We start from the raw sequence: 23,339 nt of genomic DNA, 5'->3' as shown, positions 1-23,339 counted from the left end.
AATGGAAGAGTGATTGAACATGATGATTTTCAACTGAAAGCAGCGGCGAAGGAAAGGGTGTTAGAAAGAGCCTACTGGACATCGATCTTATCAGGTGTCCAGCTTGATGGCCGCATTCCTCATACGGTTTCACATGCCAAGCCTGCTGCAATGAACCGATCGCTTCATTCGTCCTTCCCTGTGGCTATGAATCATTCGTTAAAGCAATTATGTGGAGATTCTGATTTGCGCCTGTTTATCGTGCTAACCACAGCAGCTTTTGGCTTGCTTCAACGTTATAGCGGAAAAACTGAGTTGATGGTGACTGTTCCTACAATGGAACAGTCTGCTAATCAATCCGCCATCAATCATATGCTGCCGCTGAAGGCAGAGATTGAGCCTCATATGAGCTTTAGTGCAGGGCTAGAGGCAGTGAAACAATCGTTTCAGGAGGCAGTGCGTCATCAAAACTATCCTGTTCATATTTTAATGGATGAGCTTTGGCATTCAGCAGGAGAAGACAAGAAGCGTGTCAATCTGGCATGTGCATTTGAGACATTGCATGGGCAAGTTGACAGAGAGCAGCTGCATGCGGATGTGCTTATTGTTTGGAAGAAAGAACAAGATCACCTTCATGCTGAAGTTCACTGGGATGCTTCCATTTATGATGACAACATGATGGAGCAGTTCTCCAATCATTTCATGGGATTCACAGAGCAATGTCTCGAAACGTCTGAGCAAACGATGAGCACACACTCATTTTTATCTGATATAGAGAAAAATCAGCTGTTTGATTCGTTTCAAGGGGAGTCGCTCGCTTATCCAGTGGATCGTGATATTGTGTCGTTATTTCAACAACAAGTCCAATTGCATCCAGCGCGAACGGCTGTTGTGTTTGGCACCACCTCCTATACATATGAAGAGGTTGATCATTTATCAGATCGCATTGCGCTTAGACTATCTCAAAGTCAGATAACACGTGAGGCTCCTGTTGGACTCAGAATGTATCGATCTGCTGAACTTGTCATTGCCATTCTTGGCATCTTAAAGGCTGGCTATGCTTATTTACCGATTGATGTTCATCTGCCGATTGAAAGAATTCGGTATATGCTCAAAAACAGCGGCGCTACAGCTATTGTCTCGGATGCAGAAGGACACGAAGGATTGGATGTCGAGGTCCATGTGATTCAAGACATGCTTCAAGAACCATCAATAAAAGAGAATATGACTTGGTCTATCTCGCCTTCGGATATGGCGTATGTCCTGTATACATCAGGTACGACAGGGCATCCGAAAGGTGTCGTTATCGAACATCGTCATGTCATTAATTTGGTATATGGAATGAAAACGCGCTTTTTTGATCTGCTCCCTAATCCTTTGCAAGTAGGGATGCTGGCTTCACACATTTTTGATGCGTCTGTTCAAACATTGTTCCCGGCATTGCTCCTCGGGCATACGCTGCATATTGCCAAAGATGAAGTCCGTATGGATGGGCATGCGTTATGGTCGTTTTACCAAGAACATCACATTCAGCTGTCTGATGTGACCCCCTCTCACTTGAAGCTGATGAACAAGGCAGCAGCGCAATCGAAACAAGACCTGCCAGCATTGAAGATGATGCTGGTGGGCGGAGAGGTGTTCACAAAAGAGCTGATGGATCAATTTTTACAGCATATATCAGGTGAAAAACCAATCATGATAAATGCGTATGGGCCGACTGAATGTACGGTTCAGTCATCATCCTTTTTGATTCCCCAAGACTGGGCTGAGCAAGTCATTCCTATTGGGCAGCCGATGCCGAATGAGCATATTTTCATATGTGACGCGCAAGGAGAGCCAGTTCCGATTGGCGTCTTTGGAGAGTTATATATAGCAGGCGATGGTGTAGGTCGTGGGTACATCAATCACCCTGATCTGAGCAAGGAGAAATTTATCAAAAAACCAGAGCTGAGCAGCGGGATGTTATACGGTACGGGAGATCTTGCAAGATGGCGGTTTGATGGTTTATTAGAATTTGCCAAGAGAAACGACGGTCAAGTGAAAATTAGGGGATATCGAATTGAGCTAGAGGAAATCCGTAGAGCGATTCTTGATGACCCGCATATGCAAGGACTGATTCAAGATGTCATTGTCATTCCTAAGGAAACGCAGGATCAGGACCAATACATTTGCGCATACATGATGGCAAAACAAGTGATAGATCAGCGTGCGCTTCGTCAGTCTTTAAGTGAAAGATTACCAGGTTATATGGTGCCGAGACATGTCATCCAAATAGAGCAATTTCCTTTGAATCTATCAGGGAAATTGGATATCCAAGCACTACCGAATCCAGAAGATCAGCTGTCAAACAATCAAGAGCCTGTGACCATTCAAGCACATAATGAAACAGAGCAGAAGCTTGTTCGCATTTTCGCCTCTATTTTACAAGTCCCTGCTTCGCAGATTCGTATAGATGAACCGTTTTTTGACTTAGGCGGGAACTCTTTTAATATCGTTGAGTTGTCCAATAAAGTGAAAGAGGAATTTCAGCAGGAGCTGACAGTGATGGAGCTGTTCCAATATACAACTGTTTCGCAAATAGCTACGCAATTAAAAAACAAAGCATCAGGGCAAGAGAAACAGATCGAAGATGATGGAGAAAATGAAGCGGATGACTTAGAAAGTGCCGCTCAACTGTTAGGCGGGATGATAGATGAGTAAGTTCACAGGATTAGAGGTTGCAGTGATTGGGATGGCCTGCCGTTTTCCCGGAGCAAAGAATATTCATCACTTTTGGGACAACCTTGCAAATGGAAGAGAGTCCATTACGTTCTTTTCGAAGGAAGAGCTGCTTGAGGCAGGGGTTGAGAAAGAAGCATTGGATCATGAGCAATATGTACGTGCCAAAGGAGCAGTTGATCAGCATGATCATTTTGATGCAGATTTCTTTGGTTATTCACAGCGTGAAGCAGAAGTAATGGACCCGCAAATCCGCATGTTTCATGAGGTGGCGTGGGAATCACTTGAAGATGCAGGCTATAACCCTGAAACCTATCAGGAACCGATTGGTTTATTTGGAGCCGCTTCTGCTAATTTATATTGGCAAGCTGCATCCATGCTGATGAGAACGAATCACTCATCCGAACAATTTGCGGCTGTTCAGTTAACAGATAAAGATTTCATGAACACAAAGGTATCTTATAAATTGAATTTGAAGGGGCCGAGCGTAGCTGTTGATACAGCTTGTTCTTCCTCTTTGACTGCCATTCATATGGCGGCGCGTGCCCTGATTACTGGAGAATGTAAAATGGCACTCGCCGGCGGCGTCACCATTACGACCCCTCACAAAAAAGGATACATGTATCAAGAAGGCATGATCATGTCGCCAGATGGGCACTGCCGGGCTTTTGATGAACAGGCAGAAGGCACCGTTGGCGGTGAGGGCTGCGGTGTTGTTGTGCTCAAATCATTAAAGCAGGCACTAAAGGATAAGGACCATATCTATGGCGTGATTAAAGGGTCAGCCTATAACAATGACGGCGGGCGGAAGGTTGGCTACACAGCACCAAGCATAGAAGGACAAAGCGAAGTGATTAAAAAGGCACTCAACATCAGTCGTGTAGAAGCTGAGAGTATTTCTTATATTGAAGCACACGGCACCGGTACAACTCTTGGAGATCCGGTTGAAATTGAGTCACTAAAGAAAGCCTTTCAAACGGATAAAAAGCAGTTTTGTGCGATTGGGTCTGTGAAAACCAATATTGGTCATCTTGACTCAGCCGCAGGGGTTGCAGGTTTTATCAAGACAACGCTTAGTCTGTACCATCAGATGCTGCCGCCTAGCCTTCATTATAAAAAACCGAATCCGAAAATTGATTTTGAATCAAGTCCATTTTATGTCAATACAACCCCCGTACCATGGATGAAAACAGAGCAGCCGCTGCGTGCTGGAGTTAGTTCGTTTGGAGTCGGTGGAACGAATGTACACCTGATCATGGAAGAGGCACCCGCCGCCGACAAACCGTCAGTAGAAAGAGATCATGAACTAATGGTGATTTCTGCAAGATCGAAACAGGCGGTTCAAAAATCGGCTGAACAAATGACATCTTATTTAAAAGAACAAAAGCGTGTCACACTATCCGAGGCTGCCTTTACACTGCAAGAGGGACGAAAGCATTTTCCTTATCGACAAGCTTTTCTTGCAGGGCCTGACCGCACATTCCAGTCAGCTGGACAGCCGCAAAAGGCCTTTCAACAGCCGGCAGTTGTCTGGATGTTTTCTGGACAAGGTGCTCAGTATGTGAATATGGGCAAGGATTTATATGAGAAAGATCCTGAATTTAAACAAACGCTTCAGAAATGTTTTGCCATCATTTTATCTTTATCAGGTGTTGAGATCGAGAACGTGTTATATCCAACAACCGAAGAAGAGTTCATAAAAGCAGAACAACTCATACAGCAAACATCATATACACAAATCATCTTGTTTAGTTTTGAGTATGCGCTCGCATCGAAGCTGATGGGACTAGGCATACGTCCGCATTATTTCATTGGTCATAGTATTGGAGAAATAACAGCTGCCTGCGTGGCCGGTATCATACACCTTGAAGATGCAATCCGGATCGTTTTAAAAAGAGGCAGTTTGATGCAAAAAATGCCTCGGGGTGAAATGGCCGGAGTGTCACTCTCTGCCGAAGAGATTGAACATGATCTTCCTGAGGGTGTCGAGCTTTCTGCGGTGAATAGCTCACAATTATCTGTTGTTTCCGGTCCTCCAGAACGGTTACAGATCTATCTCGAACAAGCTGAAAAAAGAGGAGCTTCTGTCCAAACATTGAAAACCTCTCACGCCTTTCATACGAGTATGATGGCTGAAGCGTCCGTACAGTTTAAGAACGCTCTCTCAGAGATCACCTATCAGCAGGGCGAGGTTCCGATCCTTTCGAATGTGACAGGAAGCTGGTTAACAAATGAGCAAGCCTCATCGCCTGATTACTGGGCATCTCATATCAGGCAGCCTGTTTTATTTAGTCAAGGGTTAGAGACGTTACTTGGACTTGGTGAAGTGGTTTTCATTGAAGTGGGACCAGGTCATACGTTGACTCAATTTGTGAGACGACATGATGACTATGATGTGAACAAAGCAGCGGCTGTTTCATTGGTGAGACATCCAAAAGAACAAGCTGCTGATGATGAATATATGAAAAAGGCTATAGGGAAGCTGTGGAGTTTTGGAGTGGAACCGAACTGGAGCGCTGTCAGAAAAGAAAAGACCCCATATCGAGTGTCACTGCCAACATATCCATTTGAGCATCAAATATTCCCCTCTCCGCAGTTTAAAGCGGATCAGCTGATGAGCAATTTAGCACCATCAGAAATGGGGGAGACACTCTCCGCTGATTTTCAAGACTGGTTTTACATTCCGGTATGGGAGCGCTCTGCACCTGTACTAAAAGAGCAGCATCATCAAGGGAAGCGTATCTTGGTTTTTGAGAAAAATGGTCATATTGCCGCTTATTTGAAAGAGCGGCATGCAGAGGTTGTCAGCGTCTGTCAAAGTGATCATACGATCAAAGAAAATGACCAGGTGATGAAGGCTGACGTTCATATGCTGTCGCACTTAGAGTGGGTGATGGCTGAACTGCAGCAATCTGGATTTATACCGGAAGGGATCATCTGGATGCATGATGAACTAACAGAAGATACAGGTGATCAGCCGAACTACTTATCTGTACTTGATCTCGTCAGGCTGATCAGTCAGCATCATAACACAACCATCCGTCTTCATCTTGTGACAAATCAAGCGCATGATGTCATCGGGATGGAGAAGGTCAATCCTCTTCAAGCAACATGCACTGGACTAGCTCTGACCATTCCTCAAGAATATCAGCACATTGCGTGTCAGCACGTTGATTTATGTCAGGAAACAAAGGCGGACTGGCCGCTATTTCTTTCATATGAGGTTGCAATGCACGATCAAGAGGCAGTCGTGGCGTATCGGGGGAACAGTAGGTGGGTTCGAAAAGCTTCAAGTACACCTTTAAGCAAAGAGGAATCGTCCACACAGCTTATCAGGACTCATGGTGTTTACCTCCTGACCGGCGGTATGGGAGGCATTGGTTTCACACTAGCTCAACATTTAGCAGAAACGTATCAAGCAAAACTTGTGTTCCTCAGCCGATCACAAATACGTGAACGCTCTGCATGGCATGAGCTGCGTGATGCGGATGGGAAAGAAGCTGAAACCGTGAAAAAGCTGATGACTCTTGAAGAGTTAGGAGCTGATGTACTAACTGTACACGGTGATGTGTCAGATAAAGACGCCGTGCAGAAAGCGATCCAGCTGGCTCATACATCATTTGGTGATTTACATGGTGTCATCCATGCGGCAGGAGAGGCAGATGGGAAGATCATCCAAGCAAGAACAGCAGACGATGAAATTCGCATGTGTCTGCCAAAAATCAACGGGACCTATGTGCTGGATGAAGCACTCCAGGATGAAACGCTCGACTTCTTTTTACTTTGTTCATCCCTAGTGTCCTTTCTTGGAGCGGCTGGACAAGTGGCTTATGCCGCTTCCAATGCTTTTATGGACAGCTTTGCTCATGAGAAGAGGCAGGAAGGAAAGCCAGTGATTTCTTTAAACTGGGATCGATGGGAAAAAGTCGGTATGGCACACAACTCAGCATTAGCGGCCAAAGTCAATGACATGATGACGCTCGAGGAGCAGGCGGGAATTTCACCAGATGAAGGAATCAAGGCCTTTCAGGAAGTGCTGCGTTTAGATTATCCGCAAATTCTTGTTTCTGTTCGAGACATGGGTGAGAGAATGAAACACCGATTAACACCTATGCAGCAGGAAGAAGAGTCGACTCAACAAATATCGCAGGTCATAGATGATCGTCTAGAAGCATCATTGTGTGATGTACTCAGCTCCTTTTTTCCTCATGAACCGGATGTGAATGAGAACTTCTTTGAAATGGGTGCGACATCCCTTGATTTACTGCAGATGAGCGGTCATATTAAATCAATTTATGGTATAGAGGTTCCAGTGGTCATGATGTATAGTCATCCAACGATTGCGTCATTGGCTGCAGAACTGAAGAAGATACATGGAGTGAAGGAAGAAAAGCAAGCTGTCACTGAGTCATCTAATCTCCGCAAACAGGCGATGGCAGATGGGAAGAACCGCCGTAAACAGAGATTAAAACGAAAATAGATGGGAGAAATGCAGCGTATGTCTGATCAAGAGCAATGGAGCGAATCTGGACTTGAAATTGCAGTTGTAGGATTAGCAGGTACGTTTCCCGAGGCACCGAATGTGCAAGCGTTTTGGGAAAATGTATCGCAAGGGAAAGAATCCGTTACGTTTTTCACTGATGAAGAATTAAAGGCAGCGGGTGTAGATGAAACGCTGCTAAAACGTTCTGATTATGTCAAGGCAAAGCCATATTTAAAACATGCATCATCATTTGATGCAGACTTTTTTGGCTACTCTCCGCGAGAGGCATCTATTATGGACCCGCAAATTCGATTGATGCATGAATGCACATGGCATGCGCTAGAGGATGCAGGCTATGAGCCCGAGCAATACGAAGGATTAATTGGACTTTATGCCGGCGCATCTAGCAATCTATCGTGGATGGGGCAGCATATGTCGTCACTTGCAAAGAACGAAGATGTGTTTCAAATCATGCATCTCAATGACCCATCCTTTGCTTCTCGGATTGCCTATAAATTAAATCTAAAAGGTCCAAGCGTATCGGTGCAAACGGCTTGCTCCACATCGCTTGTTGCTATCCACATGGCCTGCCAAGGATTAATCGGCGGTGAATGTGACCTTGCGTTAGCAGGAGGTGTCACACTCCATCAGCCGCAAATCACAGGCTATCAATACCAAGAAGGAATGATTTATTCTCCTGATGGTCATTGCCGTCCGTTTGATGAAAAAGCAAAAGGAACCATTTTTGGTGAAGGTGCAGGCGTTGTTGCGCTAAAACGATTAAAAGATGCGATAGAAGATGGAGATTTTATTTATGCTGTCGTAAAAGGATCTGCAACGAACAATGATGGGAGCAATAAAGTCGGTTATACAGCCCCAAGTGTGAGTGGACAGGCAAGTGTTATTGAATCTGCGTTAGAAATGGCTGAGACAGAACCAGAGACGATTTCTTATATCGAAGCGCATGGAACGGGGACGCCTGTTGGAGATCCGATTGAGATTGAGGCGCTTACCTGTGCTTTTCAAACAGATCAACAAGGCTATTGCCGAATTGGATCAGTCAAAGCCAATATTGGGCATTTAGATGCCGCAAGCGGCGTAGCTGGTTTTATCAAAACAGTCATGATGCTACATCATCGTCAATTTGCCCCGATGCCGCACTTTGAGAAACCGAATCACCGCATTTCTTTTGATCAAACCCCATTTTATGTTGGGACAGACAAAGAGGAGTGGAAGACATCTCAATTGCCAAGGAGAGCGGGTGTCAGTGCCTTTGGTATAGGGGGAGCAAATGCTCATGTCATCTTAGAAGAGGCAAAGCCGAGAAAAGCAAACAGCAACGCCTCGTCCAAAGAATTAATCGTGCTGTCAGCTAGATCAACGCATGATCTGAAGAACGTGACAAAAAACTTAAAGGAATATGTCTCCTCACATCCTGATCTCTCACTTGGTGAAGCAGCTTATACCTTACAAAGTGGAAGAAAGGCTTTCAAATATCGAAAGGCGTTTGTCTGTTCCACGCGGGAAGAGTTACTAGCGGAGCTGCAATTGCTGAATGAAGAGACAGCAGGCAGAGAAAGTCATCTTTATAAACGGATCAGCATGAAGCTAACGGGTTATCATGAGTCAGGTTTACGTGATTACATCAAGCTGTATGAGAAAGATCCTTCTTTCAAAATAGAAGTGGATCGAATCATAAGCCTCGTCCAATCCGCAGTACCTATCAAAAAAGACGAGCTGTTCCATCCTAAACAAAGCAGTCAATCAGAAGTGGTGATGCTGATCATGACATCGGCTTTTGCCAACATGGTAAGATCACTCGGAATTGAACTAGATGGATGGGTTGGAGAAGGTAGCGGCGTCTGGACAGCTTTATATGCAGCAGGCGGCCTTGAGCTAAACGATGCGGCATCTATTGTGTACCATCTTCATGATATCGAGACGGTTAATCAAAGGCTGGCTTCCCTGCCTCAGAGGACACTCCAAGAGCCTGTTTACTTGCAGCAAACTGGGGAGGAACTAACCACTTTCGATCCATCGTCTGTAAAGGGTCTTCTTACTATGGATCAGCCTGTAAAATCACCAATAGTTGAGCAAGAATCACCAGCTTTGATCATTGACCTTTCAACGAAACAAGGGATTGTAGTTGAAAAGGGAGCAGAAAAAACAACCGAACCACTTGATGGAGACATGCTTCAAATCGCAGGTGTTCTTTGGGAAATGGGGGTCGGCTTAGCTTTCCCAATAACAGATGAGAAGAACAGACAGCGTATTCCGCTACCTGGGTACCCATTTCATAAAACTGATTTCTCTGCACAAACAAATACGATGGCAGCCATTGAACCACAAAAGCCGCAGAATGAACAGCGTGTCTTTGCTTCACTCGCTTCTTTACAAAAAGACATTCACGACATTGTGCAAACTCATTTTGGGTTTGATCAAATAGATGATGAATCGCCATTTTTCGAATTTGGTGCGACATCCCTTGATATTTCTCAGCTTGCAGCGAAAATATCTGAGCATGTGGACAAGCAAATTGACACTGTGCAATTGTATCGGTTTGCGACAGTGGCAAGTCTTGCTGAATATTTGTTTGAAGAACAGTCAGAACAGATTCAAACGCCTGCTTCTCGCCCAGTAAAAAACACGTCCCATGAGCAAACGGATATTGCGATTGTCGGAATGGCTGGAAGATTCCCGGGAGCTTCATCGCTAGAAGACTTTTGGCAGCGTCTTGTGAATGGCGAGGAAATGATTCACTTTTTCACAGAAGAAGAGCTCAAGAAAGCAGGGCTGGATGCGTCCGTCTACCAGCATCCGAATTTCATTGGAGCAAAAGGTCGTTTACAAGAAATCGAAGGCTTTGATGCAGACTTCTTCAACTATTCTGCTAGAGAGGCAGAGCTAATGGATCCGCAGTTCAGGCTCTTGCATGAATGTGCTTGGGAAGCGCTGGAGGATGCTGGCTGTGACCCTGATCGAATGGCAGGGAAAATTGGCGTTTATACAGGAACGAGTCCAAACCATGAGTGGCTGACGCGCTTTGCCCATCAAATGGAAGCAACTGAGCAATTCAGCGCCATGCTGTTAAATGATCGTGAGTTCTTTAGTACACAGCTTTCTTATAAATTGAATTTACACGGGCCTAGTGTGACCATGCAAACAGCTTGTTCGACCTCACTTGTCAATATTGGCATGGCCTGTCAAGCATTATTGAATCAAGAATGTGATGCAGCACTGGCAGGCGGTGTGACGGTTAGTTCTCCAGAAAATATCGGCTACATCTATCAAGATGGGATGATTCAATCAAAGGATGGACATTGCCGACCGTTTGACCAAGAGGCGAGCGGAACCATTTTCGGAGATGGAGCGGGGATTGTTCTGCTAAAACGTTATGAAGATGCGATGAGAGACGGCAACCCGATTCATGCGGTCATCAAAGGGGTTGGTGTGAACAATGATGGCAGTCGAAAAGCTGGTTTTACCGCTCCGAGTGTGGAAGGACAGGCAGAGGTTTTAAAAGAAACGTATGAAAAATCAGGTATCGACCCCGCGTCCATTGGTTATGTAGAAGCTCATGGTACGGGGACAAACATGGGAGATCCAATTGAGGTATCCGCTCTTAGTCAAGTGTTCAAAGGGACAGATCCGCTGACGATTCCGATCGGTTCTGTGAAAAGTAATGTCGGACACTTAAATAGTGCGGCAGGGATTGCAGGTCTGTTTAAAGCCATTTTGGCTCTCCAGCATAAAACGATTCCGCCAACCATTCATTATGAATCACCCAATCAGGAGATTCCTTTCAAAGATACACCGTTTTATGTGAATCAAAAGGCGTTGTATTGGAAGGAAGCAGATGGTCCGAGAAGAGCGGGAGTTAGCTCTTTCGGTATCGGCGGAACGAATGCCCATATGATCATAGAAGAGGGCATACAGGCGAAGCAGAAGCCAGCTTCTAACCAAAAGCAGCTGCTCGTCTTATCTGCAAAAACAGATACTGCTTTGGCGGAAATGACAGAGCGATTAAAGCAGTATGTGATCCAGCATCCTCAAGTCCCGCTTGAAGATATTGCTTATACATTACGGTATGGTAGAAAGCAATTTCCATACCGAAAAGCGATCGTACTCGCGTCTGCTGATGAATGGATGCAGCAGAAACAGCTTGAAACGAGTGTGTTCCGAAGCAAAAAATGGCGTAAAGCGACCTTTATGTTTTCGGGTCAAGGCGCTCAGTATGCTGGTATGATGCGCGGATTATATGATGCAGAGCCAGTGTTCAAATGGGAAGTAGATAGATGCTTTAAATATGTAATGGAAACGGAGCAAGTGGATTTAAAGAGCATTGTTTTTTCCGAGAATGAAACGAACGAAGACATCACAAAAACGTCAAATGCCCAGCCGCTTCTATTTATATTTGAGTATGCATTAGCCAAATTGCTTCAGCATAGCGGTGTTGAGCCAGAATCAATGATTGGACACAGTATCGGCGAGTACGTTGCCGCTTGTTTGTCAGGGGTCTTTTCTCTCGAGTCTGCATTAACACTCGTGATGGCAAGAGGAAGATTGATGCAAGACATGGAAAAAGGCACGATGCTTAGTGTGCAATTACCCGAGGCGGAGCTTGTTTCAATGATCGATGAATCGCTTTCTGTTGCTGCTGTCAATGCAAAAGACCTTTGTGTCGTTTCTGGAAGAGAAGAGCATATCGCTGCATTTGAAATGAAACTGCAAGACAAAGGAATTGTCACAAGACAGCTCCATACTTCTCATGCCTTTCATTCCTACATGATGGAGCCGATGCTTGAGGCGTTTCAACAATTCGTAGAGAAAGTAGAATTGCACGAGCCGGCAATTCCGTTTATATCGAATGTGACAGGCACCTGGGCGACAAGCGAAGAGGTGATGACAGCATCTTATTGGACGAACCACCTGCGTGGAACCGTTCGTTTTCATGAAGGTCTATCTCAGCTGTTAACCGATGAAGTACGAGCACTCATTGAAGTTGGACCTGGAAACAGCTTGACGGCATTAGCGAAACGTCATGAAAACAAAGAGTCTCATCATGATGTCCTGAATATGGTGAGGCATACGAGAGAACAAGCGGATGACCATGCATATTTCTTAAAGAGAATAGGAGAGCTATGGGCAGGGGGCTACGAGGTCAAAGCGCAGCAACATCCAACTCAAGAGGAACGTCAGCTCGTATCGCTACCGACCTATCCATTTGAGCGGAAACGATATTGGATTGAAGCAGGAAAGCCCGCGTCTCCGCAGCTATCCGCGCCTAAGGAAACGAAGAAAAAAGAGATGGAAGAATGGTTCTACCTGCCTTCATGGGAGCAGCAGCCGCTAAAACCAGTTTTCAAAAAAGAAACAGAAGAACAAACGTGGCTCATTTTCAAGGAACAGGATGCTTTTCATGAACTGTTTACCCATTCATTTACGCAACAAGGTATCAAGGTCATTTCTGTCACAAAGGGTGAAGCTTATCAAGAGCAAGATCAGTCGTTTACGATCAATCCGGCAGAAGGCCAGCACTACCGAAACATGCTATATTCATTGTCTAATAGAGGCATCAATATTCAGCGGATTCTTCATTTATGGGAAGCTGCGAAAGAAGATGACAACTCGAATCGTCAAGCCGCTTTTCAGGCGCACATTGAAAAAGGCTATTACAGTTTAATTTTCTTATCTCAAGCGATTGCTGCCCAAAAAAATATTCTAGAATGCCGTCTGTTTACGATCACTAGCGGAATCCAGCCAGTTACAGGCAATGAGACGATATGTGCAGAGAAAAGTGCAATGCTTGGACCATGTAAAGTCATTTCACAGGAATACCATCATATTAAGTGCTGGAATATCGATGTGGAAGACGTGCCAGAAGTCATGTCTTGGAAGGAACAAGTCCTTGTCGATCTTATTGTGCAGGAAATCATGCAGCCTGGAAAGGACCAGCTTGTGGCGTATCGTCATCGAAAGCGCTGGGTGCAAAGCTACAAGCATTTGCCGCTGCAAAAAGAAGATGGACTTCCGAAGATGATCAGGCCAAATGGTGTGTATCTGATCACAGGAGGTTTAGGCGGTATCGGATTTGTTCTATCAAAGATGCTGGCGAAGGAAGGAAATGTACATCTTTATTTAACTGGCAGAACGGCATTGCCGCCAAGAAATGAATGGGCGTCATATGTTCAACAAGCAAATGCCGATGAAGCGCAGCGCACGAGAATTGAGAAGGTGCTTGAGCTCGAACGATTAGGTGCAACAGTAGAAGCGGTGCAGGCGAATGCAGGAGATCTGGATCAGATGAAACATGTATTTGATGCCATTCGCAAAAAGCATGGCGGCGTTCATGGTGTATTCCATGCAGCAGGATTACCAGGAAGTACATCCTTCCGTGCAATCAAAGATATCCCTTCTACACTGGCGCAGGGAGAGGATCAATTCCAATCAAAGGTGAAAGGGCTCGATGTGCTAGAGCAGCTGCTGGAACAAGAACAAGCAGACTTTTGTCTTCTCTTTTCTTCCATTAGTGCATTGCTTGGGGGCTTAGGATTCTCTGCTTACTCAGCGGCTAACTTATATATGGATGCATTTGCAGCTAGACTTAATCAACATAGTCAAACCCCGTGGATGTGTGTGAACTGGGATGCGTGGAATTTCTGGGGTGAGCTAGAATCCACAATTGGTGAATCGATCAATGAGCTTGCGATTTTACCAGAAGAGGGTGCTGAGCTGTTCCAGTATGTTCTGTCTAGCCGGCAGAATCGACACATGCTCGTGTCTACAGGAAATCTTGATGAACGGATAGATCAATGGCTGTCACTAGAGCCTAAGGGCGCAGCGGATGAGGATTCGTATGAAGTGTCTAAGCACGAAAGACCAGAGCTGGGCAATCCATATGTGGCGCCTCGAAATGAAACTGAAAAAGCGATCTGCCAAGTATGGCAGGATTTTATGGGCATGGAACAAGTGGGCATTCACGACAATTTCTTCGATCTCGGCGCAAGCTCACTGGATATTGTCCAAGTCACCAATCGGTTAAATCAAGCACTTCAAACAAATGAAGCGGTTGTGACCTTGTTTACGTACCCTTCTGTTGCAGAGCTTGCGAAATATATCCAGCCTTCTGAGGACTCGAAGGAAGAAGTGATGGAAGAAGAACTAGCCGTCGTCACTTCAGGTGATCGAAGAGCTCGTTTTAAACAGCAACGGAATAAAAGATTGAGAGGCGGAATCGAGAATGAATGATACAACGAATCACTATCATGGCGCAGAAATTGCTGTTATCGGTCTTGCAGGTCGTTTTCCAGGGGCCAAAAATGTAGATGAGTACTGGGAGAATCTGAAAAAGGGAAAAGAAACAATCTCCTTTTTTACAGAAGAAGAATTACGGCGTGAAGGTACAGATGAAGCTTTATTAAAAAATCCCCGTTTTGTTAAAGCAAAAGGGATGCTAGATGATGTTGATTTATTTGATGCAGATTTCTTTGACTATACACCAAAGGAAGCGGCCATGATGGACCCGCAGTTTAGACTGTTTCATGAATGTGTATGGACGGCGCTTGAAGACGCTGGATACGATCCGTTTGAATATAAAGGGCAAATCGGTCTTTATACAGGTGCAGGGATCAATACAGAATGGGTCATGAGAGCACTTCAAGGGGCGGCTCAAGGTGAGGATTCGAAAACACTGGAAGCTGCCGTTCTGAATATGCGTGATTATTTAGCGACGATGATTTCATATAAATTAAATCTGAAGGGACCGAGTATGGTGGTGCAAACCGCCTGCTCGACCTCGATGGTGTCGATTCATTTAGCCGTTCAGGCTTTATTAAGCGGCGACTGTCATATAGCTGTTGCAGGTGGCGTGTCCATTCGTCTGCCGCAAAAATCGGGCTATCTGTATCAAGAAGGCATGATCCATTCATCTGACGGGCATTGCCGCGTCTTTGATAACAAAGCCGATGGAACCGTTTTTGGTGATGGTGCAGGAGCCGTTATTTTAAAAAATTTAGAGGATGCCATTGAAGACGGCGATCACATTTATGCTGTCATCAAAGGGTCATCTATTAATAATGATGGAAATAGAAAAGTAGGATATACAGCGCCGAGTACGAAAGGTCAAGTTTCAGCGATTAAGACAGCACTTCGAATGGCTGAGGTGGAACCTGAAACCATTTCGTACATTGAAGCACATGGAACGGGGACAACCCTCGGAGATCCGATCGAAATTGAAGCGCTCAAGCAAGCATTTGATACAGATAAAAAAGGCTTTTGCCGCATTGGCTCTGTCAAATCAAATGTTGGTCATCTGAATGATGCATCAGGTGTCGCGGGCTTTATTAAAACCGTTTTAAGCTTAAAGCATCAAGTGATTCCGCCGACCATTCATTTTGAAACGCCAAATGAAAAAATTGAATTTACCAATTCGCCTTTCGTTGTAAACACAGACTTGACGCCATGGAGCACGCAGGAATCTCCTCGCCGAGCAGGTGTAAGCTCATTTGGGATAGGTGGAACAAATGCTCATGTCATTTTAGAAGAAGCACCTGCTACACGTGTTGCCGCTGATAGCCCTGAGGATAGTGAACTTCTTTTATTATCTGCCAAAACACCAGCAGCTCTTGAAAAAATGACGGATCGCCTTGCGGACTACTTACTTCAGCATCAGCAGCATGTTCGTCTAAGTGACGTTGCCTATACGCTGCAAACAGGGCGCCATCATTTCCCGCATAAACGTGTCATTCTTGGAAGTAACACGGCGGATATGTTACAGGCGCTGAATCAAAGGTCAAAAGAGGTGGTCAAGACGGCCAGCTCCCAAACATCGAGCCGTCCAGTCGTCTTTCTTTTCCCAGGCCAAGGATCTCAGTATGTAGACATGGGGCGTCAGCTTTATGACAAATATCCAGTCTTTAAAGAAGCGCTGGATCAATGCTTGAATCAATTCAAACAGCATGTCTCAGTTGACCCATTTAGTATTTTATTCTCAACAGAAGCAAGTGATGATCGTCAGCTGATCAATCAAACAGAATATACGCAGCCGCTTCTGTTTAGTGTGGAATATGCTTTGGCTAAATTGCTGATTCATTTTGGCGTCAAACCGCAGGCACTGATCGGTCACAGTATTGGAGAATATACGGCTGCTGCGGTATCTGGTTTACTATCTGTTGAAGATGCTGTAGATCTTGTGGCTTATCGCGGACAGCTCATTAGCCAGCTTCCAAAAGGCTCTATGCTGAGTGTTCCTTTGAGTGAACAGAACGTGCTGCCATATTTAACAGATGATCTTTCACTTGCAGCAGTAAATGGTCCTGAATTGTGCGTAGTGTCAGGTGAGACCGTAGCCATTGATGCACTTGCTGAGAAGCTGGAGGCTGCTGGACATGGGTGCAGGAAGCTTCACACCTCTCATGCCTTCCATTCTAAAATGATGGATGACATCCTGCCATCATTTAAAGAAAAGGTCGCCGAGTATCAATTGAATGCGCCGTCTATCCCGTATATTTCTAACGTCACAGGTACGTGGATTGACCATGAAGCAGTGCAAGACCCGGCATATTGGGCTAATCATTTGCGGCAAGCGGTTCGTTTCCGTGATGGAGCAGAGACGTTATTAACGGAGCTTGATCCTATTTTCGTTGAAGTCGGGCCGGGGAATACGTTAAGTGCCTTTATTCGCCAAGCTTCAAAGGAACATCATCAGCAGCCGATTCCATTGATGCGTCATCCAAAAGAAGAGGCAGCCGACGACCGCTACCTGCTGGGAAGATTGGGTGACATCTGGCTTCAAGGGGTGCCGGTTGACTGGACAAAATTGCGAAATCAGACATTAAATCAAAAAGTATCCTTGCCGACCTATCCGTTTGAACGACAACGATATTGGATTGAAAAGGTAGATACATCTGCATTATCTTCATCCTCAGGTGTGCAAATGGTGGTGCCAAAGGATAACAAAGGGCAGGAAATAGAAGAAAACAATCAAGTCCATGCCGCCGCATCGAATGACATTGAGGCAACGTTACAGCGGATGTGGAAAGACATTTTAGGAATTGAAAAGGTGGAAAGAGACGACCATTTCTTTGAGCTTGGCGGACATTCGTTAAATGCCACCGGTCTGATTTCTCAAATTCACAAAGAGTTTGGTGTAGAGCTAACGCTCACAGACATGTTTAACAATCCGACAATTGAAAAGCTCCAAGCATTCATCGAAAAGGCAGAGAAGCATCAATATTTCAAGATTGAACCAGTCGAAAAGAAAGACACATATCCATTATCTGCTGCTCAAAGACGGACATTCCTCATTCATCAGCGTATTGGTCAAGTGACCTCTTACAACATGCCGATGGCACTGAGATGTAAAGGGGAAATTGTCGTCGAGCGCTTTGAGCAGACCTTCAAGCAATTAATTGATCGTCATGAAACCTTGCGAACGACCTTTGAATTAAAAGATGGTGAACCAGTTCAGCGTGTCCATGATGACTTCCAATTTGCTGTTGAATTGACAGAGGCTGATGAAGAAGGATTAGAAGCACAAATCGATGAATTCATTCGTCCATTTGATTTAAAGGCTGCACCATTGATCCGTGTTCGTTTTGTGAAAATCGCAGCTCACGATCACCTCTTATTAGTCGATATGCATAATATTGTGGCGGATGGAGCGAGCATGAACATCTTTATTAAAGAATTTACTGAGCTCTATCGAGGGGAAACCTTGCCGGAACTCACTGTTCAATATAAAGATTATGCAGAATGGCAAGACAAATATTTCCGTAGCGAAATGTTTCAAAAGCAGCAGGATTATTGGAAGCAGCAAATTGGCTCAAATGTGCCAACTTTGACAATGCCATATGATTTTGAACGGAAGGAACAATCCTTCTTAGGAAGAGCGATCAAATTCAATATTGAACCGCACATCGTTGAGAAAATTGAACAGCTTGCTGAACAGTATCAGCTGACAAATAACGTTATCTTGTTCCAGCTCTATGGGCTACTGCTCTCACGTTATGCAGATCAAGAGGAGCTGATTGTCGGTTCACTTGTGGCTGGACGGCGTCATGCAGATATCGAGCATACAATTGGCATGTTTACAAACTTCCTGCCAATTAAACTAGACATGGTACAAGAATCAACCTTTACAGAGCAACTGGCGCAGACAAAGCAAGTATTGCTGGATGCGTATGACCATCAAGAGTACCCATTTGACCAAATGGTTGAGCATCTGAATCCAAAAACAAGACCGCATCGCAATCCATTCTTTGATACAATGCTCATCTACCATAATGAGTACGATCCGAATATTAAAATCGAAGCCGATGGACTAACCTTCGAAACACATGAGTTTGCAAAGGGAATATCCAAACTCGATATGAAAATGGATGTTGTCAGAGAAGTAACAGGTGAGTTAAAGTGCGTCCTTCAATACAATCTTGCGCTGTTTAAACATGAGACAATGCAAGCGTTCGTCAAGCACTTCGAGCACTTGGTCGAACAGGCTGTTCAAACACCTGATCAACTGCTCAAGGATTTCGATGTGCTTACAGAGGAAGAAGAACAGGCAGCAAAGGAGAAAAGGGAGCGTGCAGAGGAAAAAGCACCGCTCGTACTAACAGTCAGCTCGACATTTACAGCAGATCCAATCGCACCTTACATTCAGTACTGGACCAAGCAGTTTGATGTGCAGCTTGATGTTCAATTTGCACCGTATGGGCAGGTATATCAGGAATTACTAAATGAGCGCAGCCTTATCTCACAGAAGAAAAACGGTGCGAACCTTCTGCTCATTCGATTAGAGGATATCACGGGTCCAGCTCATCTTTCACTGGAAGAAAAGAAAAAACTGGCTGCAGAGCATGCTGAAGAACTTGCAAACGTTCTGAAATCAAAAACGAAACATAACTTATATTTTGTTGGGATTCTGCCGATAAGTGCTGCTCTTAAAGACACGCTGCAAGATGTGGAACGAGAGTGGATTGCTCAATTATCTGAGATAGACGGTGTTCAATTAATCGACTGCAGTCAGCTTGCGAAGCAATATCAGATAGATGACATCTTTGATGTAAAAGGAGAGCAAGCCGCACATCTCCCATTCACAGAAGTCTTTTGTGGAGCCATCGGTACAAAAGTCGCACGCGAGTTCATTGCATGGCAAGGTGCACCATTTAAGGTAGCGGCCATTGATTGTGATCACACGCTTTGGAGAGGTGTCGTTTCAGAAGACGGTATAGAAGGCATCGATATTACGCCAGAACATCAAATGCTTCAGCGCTTTTTAAAACAAAAGCAAAAAGAAGGTCTCTTGCTTGTCTTAAGCAGCAGGAATAATGAAGAAGATGTGTGGCGCGTGTTTGAAAACCACCCAGATATGATCTTGCAAAAAGACGATATTGTCGACTGGCGGATCAATTGGGAAAGTAAACCGGCACATCTCAAAGAGATGGCAGATTCACTGAATCTTTCATTATCTCAGTTTATTTTCTTAGACGATGATCCTGCTCAGTGCTTGCGTATGAATGAAGAGCTGCCTGAAGTGATGACACTGCTACTACCTGCCAATGAAAAAGCGATCCCATTATTCGCTCAGCATGCTTGGGCATTTGACCGCTATGATGTCACAGAAGAAGATAGAGGGCGAACAACGAGCTACAAGGCTGAAAAAGCTCGTCAAAAAGAGAAAGCAGAATCGCCGTCAATGGAGCAATTTTTACAAGATTTGAATTTGAACATGAGTGTAACAGAGTGGGGAGAAAAGCACCTTGCCCGCGTGGCGCAAATGAGCAGTCGCATTAACCAATTCCGCTTAAATGATCAGCGCTTTGATGAACAGCAGCTGAGAGAGCGGATGGAAAATGAGCATGTTCAGGGCTGGATTATCGAGGCAGCGGATCGCTTCAGTCATGAAGGAATTGTAGGGGCGATCTTGGCTCATCATGCAGGCGAAACCTTGATCATTGATGCATGGATGCTAAGCTGCCGTGCTCTAGGGAAAGGGATTGAGCAAAAATGTCTGACATGGCTCGCTGAATATAGCCGTCAGCACCAGCTTTCTTCTATTGAATTCACATTTGCATGGAGTGGACGTAATGAGCTATTCAAGTCATTTATGAAAGAGCACCAGATGCAGGAGATGGGGGAGCAGCAAACATACCGGATACAAGTGGAAGAAATCGGTTCACTGAGCGATCACATTCAGATCGTCGACCACCTGTCACCTCGTCAGCACCCGGCTGAAGAAATAGAGGGTCAAAAGGTGGAGACAGCAAGTCATTCAGCTTCTGAAGGTTACACATGGGAAACGATTCAAACAGATCAAACGCTGCACAGCGGTTATGTAAAAGCCCTTAAGGTACATGATCAAGAAGGTCTTCGTTCATTATTAAAGACGGAACTAACGCAGGATCATGGACTTTACGCACACCCAACCAATGAACGCGAGGCATTGCTTCTTGAGATTTGGTGTGACATTCTTCATGTGGAAAAAGTAGGAATTGACAACGACTTTTTCGATTTAGGAGGAAATTCTTTACTTGCTGTCAAAATGGAAGTAGAGATTGAAAAGAAGGGTTGGTATGTTGATGATTTGAATTTTGCTGAAAAACACACCATTCGAGAATTAGCAAAATATATGAAGAGGGAGAATCAGCATGCATAAAGATGTAAAAGCCATATATGAAGAATCAAAAATTTTAGATGAGGCCACTCATTTATACGGAGTCCAGCGAAGTGACATCCACTTTATCGCAGATGCAGAAAACTATGTGTATGAACTTAAAAAAGACGGAGAGTCTTTCATTTTAAAAATTACCCATACCATCCGCAGATCACCTGATTATATTTTAGGTGAAATGGAATGGCTCCATCACTTAGCGAAGGGCGGACTTTCGGTTGCAAAACCAATTGCTTCATTAAATGGCCGTGATATCGAGCAAGTAGACGATGGGCAAGGCGGTTCATTTTTACTGCGGGTCTATGAAAAAGCACCAGGCCATAAAGTCGAAGAGGCAGACTGGAACGATGAATTATTTTATGCCCTTGGACAGTACACAGGCCGCATGCATAAACTGACAAAAAGCTATCAGCTGTCAGATCCGCGATATAAAAGACAAGAGTGGGATGAAGAGGAGCAGCTTAAATTGCGTAAGTATGTCCCAGCCGATCAGACGCTTGTATTCGAACAAGCGGATCGGTTGATGGAAAAGCTGGCAAAGCTTCCGAAAAATCAGGATACGTACGGATTGGTTCATGCGGATCTTCATCACGGAAACTTCCACTGGGATCAAGGCAAAATTACGACCTTTGATTTCGATGATATCGGGTACAACTGGTTTATGAATGACATTAGCATTTTGCTATACAATGTGTTGTGGTACCCAGTCATTCCATACGAAGACAAAGCAGCTTTTGCAGGAAACTTTATGAAGCAGTTCCTTAAAGGCTATCGTGAAGAGAATGAGCTTGGGGATGAGTGGCTTGCCTACATTCCTGACTTCCTTCGCTTACGTCACGTGCTAATCTATGGCTTGCTGCATCAAGCATTTGATTTGGCTACCATCGGAGAAGAAGAGAAGGCCATGCTCGCTAGCTTCCGCTCCGACATTGAGCAAGCAGCACCGATTACGACGTTTGACTTTACAAAGCTAAGTCAATCTTAAAATCAAAATCCCCGCCTATGTGATGAGGCGGGGATTGTTTTTTTATGGGCGATAGGTGGACGGTGATTCAATGATATGAAACAGGTTCTTTCCTTGCTTTGTATTATCGATCCAGCCTTGAAATGCTGCTTTACCAGGTCCATATGCATAGACAGGGACATCCTCACCTGTATGAGCAAAGGTTGTCCAGCCTGAGAAAGAACGCTGATCAAAGATGTGTTGAATGCTGAGTTGAATTGTACTGGCCTTCCCTGATTGTGCCGCTTTCTCCACCTGTGAGATTTCCTCATTTGTGAGCGAGAAATCAATATGGGTGTGAAGGACATCACGTACCGATTGTCCGCCTGCGATTTTCTTTGCCATATACACAGGTGTTTTCTTAGCAGCTAAAATAGGTGCTGGGTCCCATTTATAGCCAGTTTCACTTGTCATGCCGTCTGCACCAAACGAAAAGCCGCCAGTCGCATGATCTGCTGTGATGACAACGAGTGTTTCTTGATCCTTTTTAGCGAATTGAAGAGCCGCTTGGACTGCTTTCTCAAAATCCTCCATCTCACTCATTGCGCCGACCACATCATTTTCATGTCCAGCAGAATCAATGGTACTACCTTCAAGCAGCATGAAAAACCCATGCGAATTGTCTTGATTTAATTGGGCTAATGCTGACTGCGTCATGGCTTTTAAAGTAGGCACATGCTTTGGACGATCGATGGCTCGATCCAGTTCGTCCTCCTGGAATAAGCCGAGCATTTTCGAAGATGATTGGGAGGTTAAATCATCTTTTGACCTTAGTATGGAATAACCGCTCTTCTCAAATTCTTTCACAAGATCACGGTCTTTTCGGTCAAAATATTGCATGCCGCCACCTAGAAGGATATCAACTTTGTGCTCTCCGCCTATTTTCTCATCATAAAAGTGGTCTGCAATTTGTTCTTTGTTTTTTCGGGAGACGTTATGTGTGCCAAAAGCGGCAGGTGTAGCATCGGTGATGTCAGATGAGACAACAAAGGCTGTTTTCATTTGTGCTTCCTTTGCTGCTTCAACGACACTTCTAAGAGGTTCTTTTTCTTGGTTGACGGCGATGGCATCATTGTATGTCTTTTTTCCAGTCGCCATGGCCGTGGCTGCGGCAGCTGAGTCGGTAATATTATCTCGAGGATCATCTGGGTGTGTGGTCTGCATCCCGACTAAATACGGGTCCCAGACGGTTTGTGCTTTTGGAGAACCAAGCTTTTCCTGCTTGAATGTGCGGTAGGCTTTGATCACGGGCATCCCCATTCCATCGCCAACGATAAAAATAACATTTTTTGGTGTTTTCGTTTGTTTCTTGTCTGCTGCATTTGTTGAGACGGGAGTGACATAATGTGAGGTCAATAAAGCAGCGAATACGAGTACCGCTAGAATCCCACTCATAAGAAAAATACGTTTTTTACGATCCATAGAGCCCATGAAAAATCCCCTTTTATCATTTATTTCATAATTTGTATTTTATTTGAATGAGGGCAATG

The 23,339-nt window shown here is 44.7% G+C and carries 6 protein-coding genes; 5 read left to right on the top strand and 1 reads right to left on the bottom strand.

Going from position 1 to position 23,339, the window contains the following annotated elements; translation table 11 throughout:
- Positions 1-9 precede the first annotated feature (9 nt).
- The 5 genes from MHH40_RS07045 to MHH40_RS07025 are packed head-to-tail and all read left to right on the top strand — an operon-like array spanning position 10 to position 21,831.
- Positions 10-2,679 (top strand): non-ribosomal peptide synthetase, encoded by a 2,670-nt coding sequence (locus tag MHH40_RS07045; protein WP_340900806.1) that lies wholly within the window; start codon positions 10-12, stop codon positions 2,677-2,679.
- A complete protein-coding gene (locus MHH40_RS07040; protein WP_340900805.1) occupies positions 2,672-7,177 on the top strand; it encodes a type I polyketide synthase in 4,506 nt (1,501 codons plus the stop codon). The genes MHH40_RS07045 and MHH40_RS07040 overlap by 8 nt, the downstream gene beginning before the upstream one ends.
- Positions 7,178-7,195: 18 nt before the next feature.
- Positions 7,196-14,428 (top strand): type I polyketide synthase, encoded by a 7,233-nt coding sequence (locus tag MHH40_RS07035; RefSeq protein ID WP_199852800.1) that lies wholly within the window; start codon positions 7,196-7,198, stop codon positions 14,426-14,428.
- Positions 14,421-20,831, top strand: coding sequence for an HAD-IIIC family phosphatase (locus tag MHH40_RS07030; protein WP_340900802.1), 6,411 nt, complete (start codon positions 14,421-14,423; stop codon positions 20,829-20,831). The genes MHH40_RS07035 and MHH40_RS07030 overlap by 8 nt, the downstream gene beginning before the upstream one ends.
- Entirely contained in the window at positions 20,824-21,831 is a 1,008-nt protein-coding gene (locus tag MHH40_RS07025; protein WP_003214453.1) for a phosphotransferase enzyme family protein, read from the top strand. The genes MHH40_RS07030 and MHH40_RS07025 overlap by 8 nt, the downstream gene beginning before the upstream one ends.
- A 42-nt stretch (positions 21,832-21,873) precedes the next feature.
- Here MHH40_RS07025 and MHH40_RS07020 read toward each other — a convergent pair whose 3' ends face one another.
- Positions 21,874-23,280 carry an alkaline phosphatase gene (locus MHH40_RS07020; RefSeq protein ID WP_080984808.1) on the bottom strand — a complete coding sequence of 469 codons (1,407 nt, stop codon included), beginning with the start codon at positions 23,278-23,280 and terminating at the stop codon, positions 21,874-21,876.
- Positions 23,281-23,339: the final 59 nt, after the last annotated feature.

Source organism: Bacillus sp. FSL K6-2431 (assembly GCF_038005165.1).
Lineage (GTDB): Bacteria > Bacillota > Bacilli > Bacillales > Bacillaceae > Bacillus > Bacillus pumilus.
The sequence above is the reverse complement of the archived record's forward strand: the minus strand, read 5'-3'. Positions and strand labels throughout refer to the sequence as shown.

Bases quoted from the DNA above. Each gene is read 5' to 3' on its own strand.
- MHH40_RS07040 (WP_340900805.1), top strand. From the start codon at position 2,672: ATGAGTAAGTTCACAGGATTAGAGGTTGCAGTGATTGGGATGGCCTGC.
- MHH40_RS07025 (WP_003214453.1), top strand. From the start codon at position 20,824: ATGCATAAAGATGTAAAAGCCATATATGAAGAATCAAAAATTTTAGAT.
- MHH40_RS07030 (WP_340900802.1), top strand. From the start codon at position 14,421: ATGAATGATACAACGAATCACTATCATGGCGCAGAAATTGCTGTTATC.
- MHH40_RS07035 (WP_199852800.1), top strand. From the start codon at position 7,196: ATGTCTGATCAAGAGCAATGGAGCGAATCTGGACTTGAAATTGCAGTT.
- MHH40_RS07020 (WP_080984808.1), bottom strand. From the start codon at position 23,280: ATGGGCTCTATGGATCGTAAAAAACGTATTTTTCTTATGAGTGGGATT.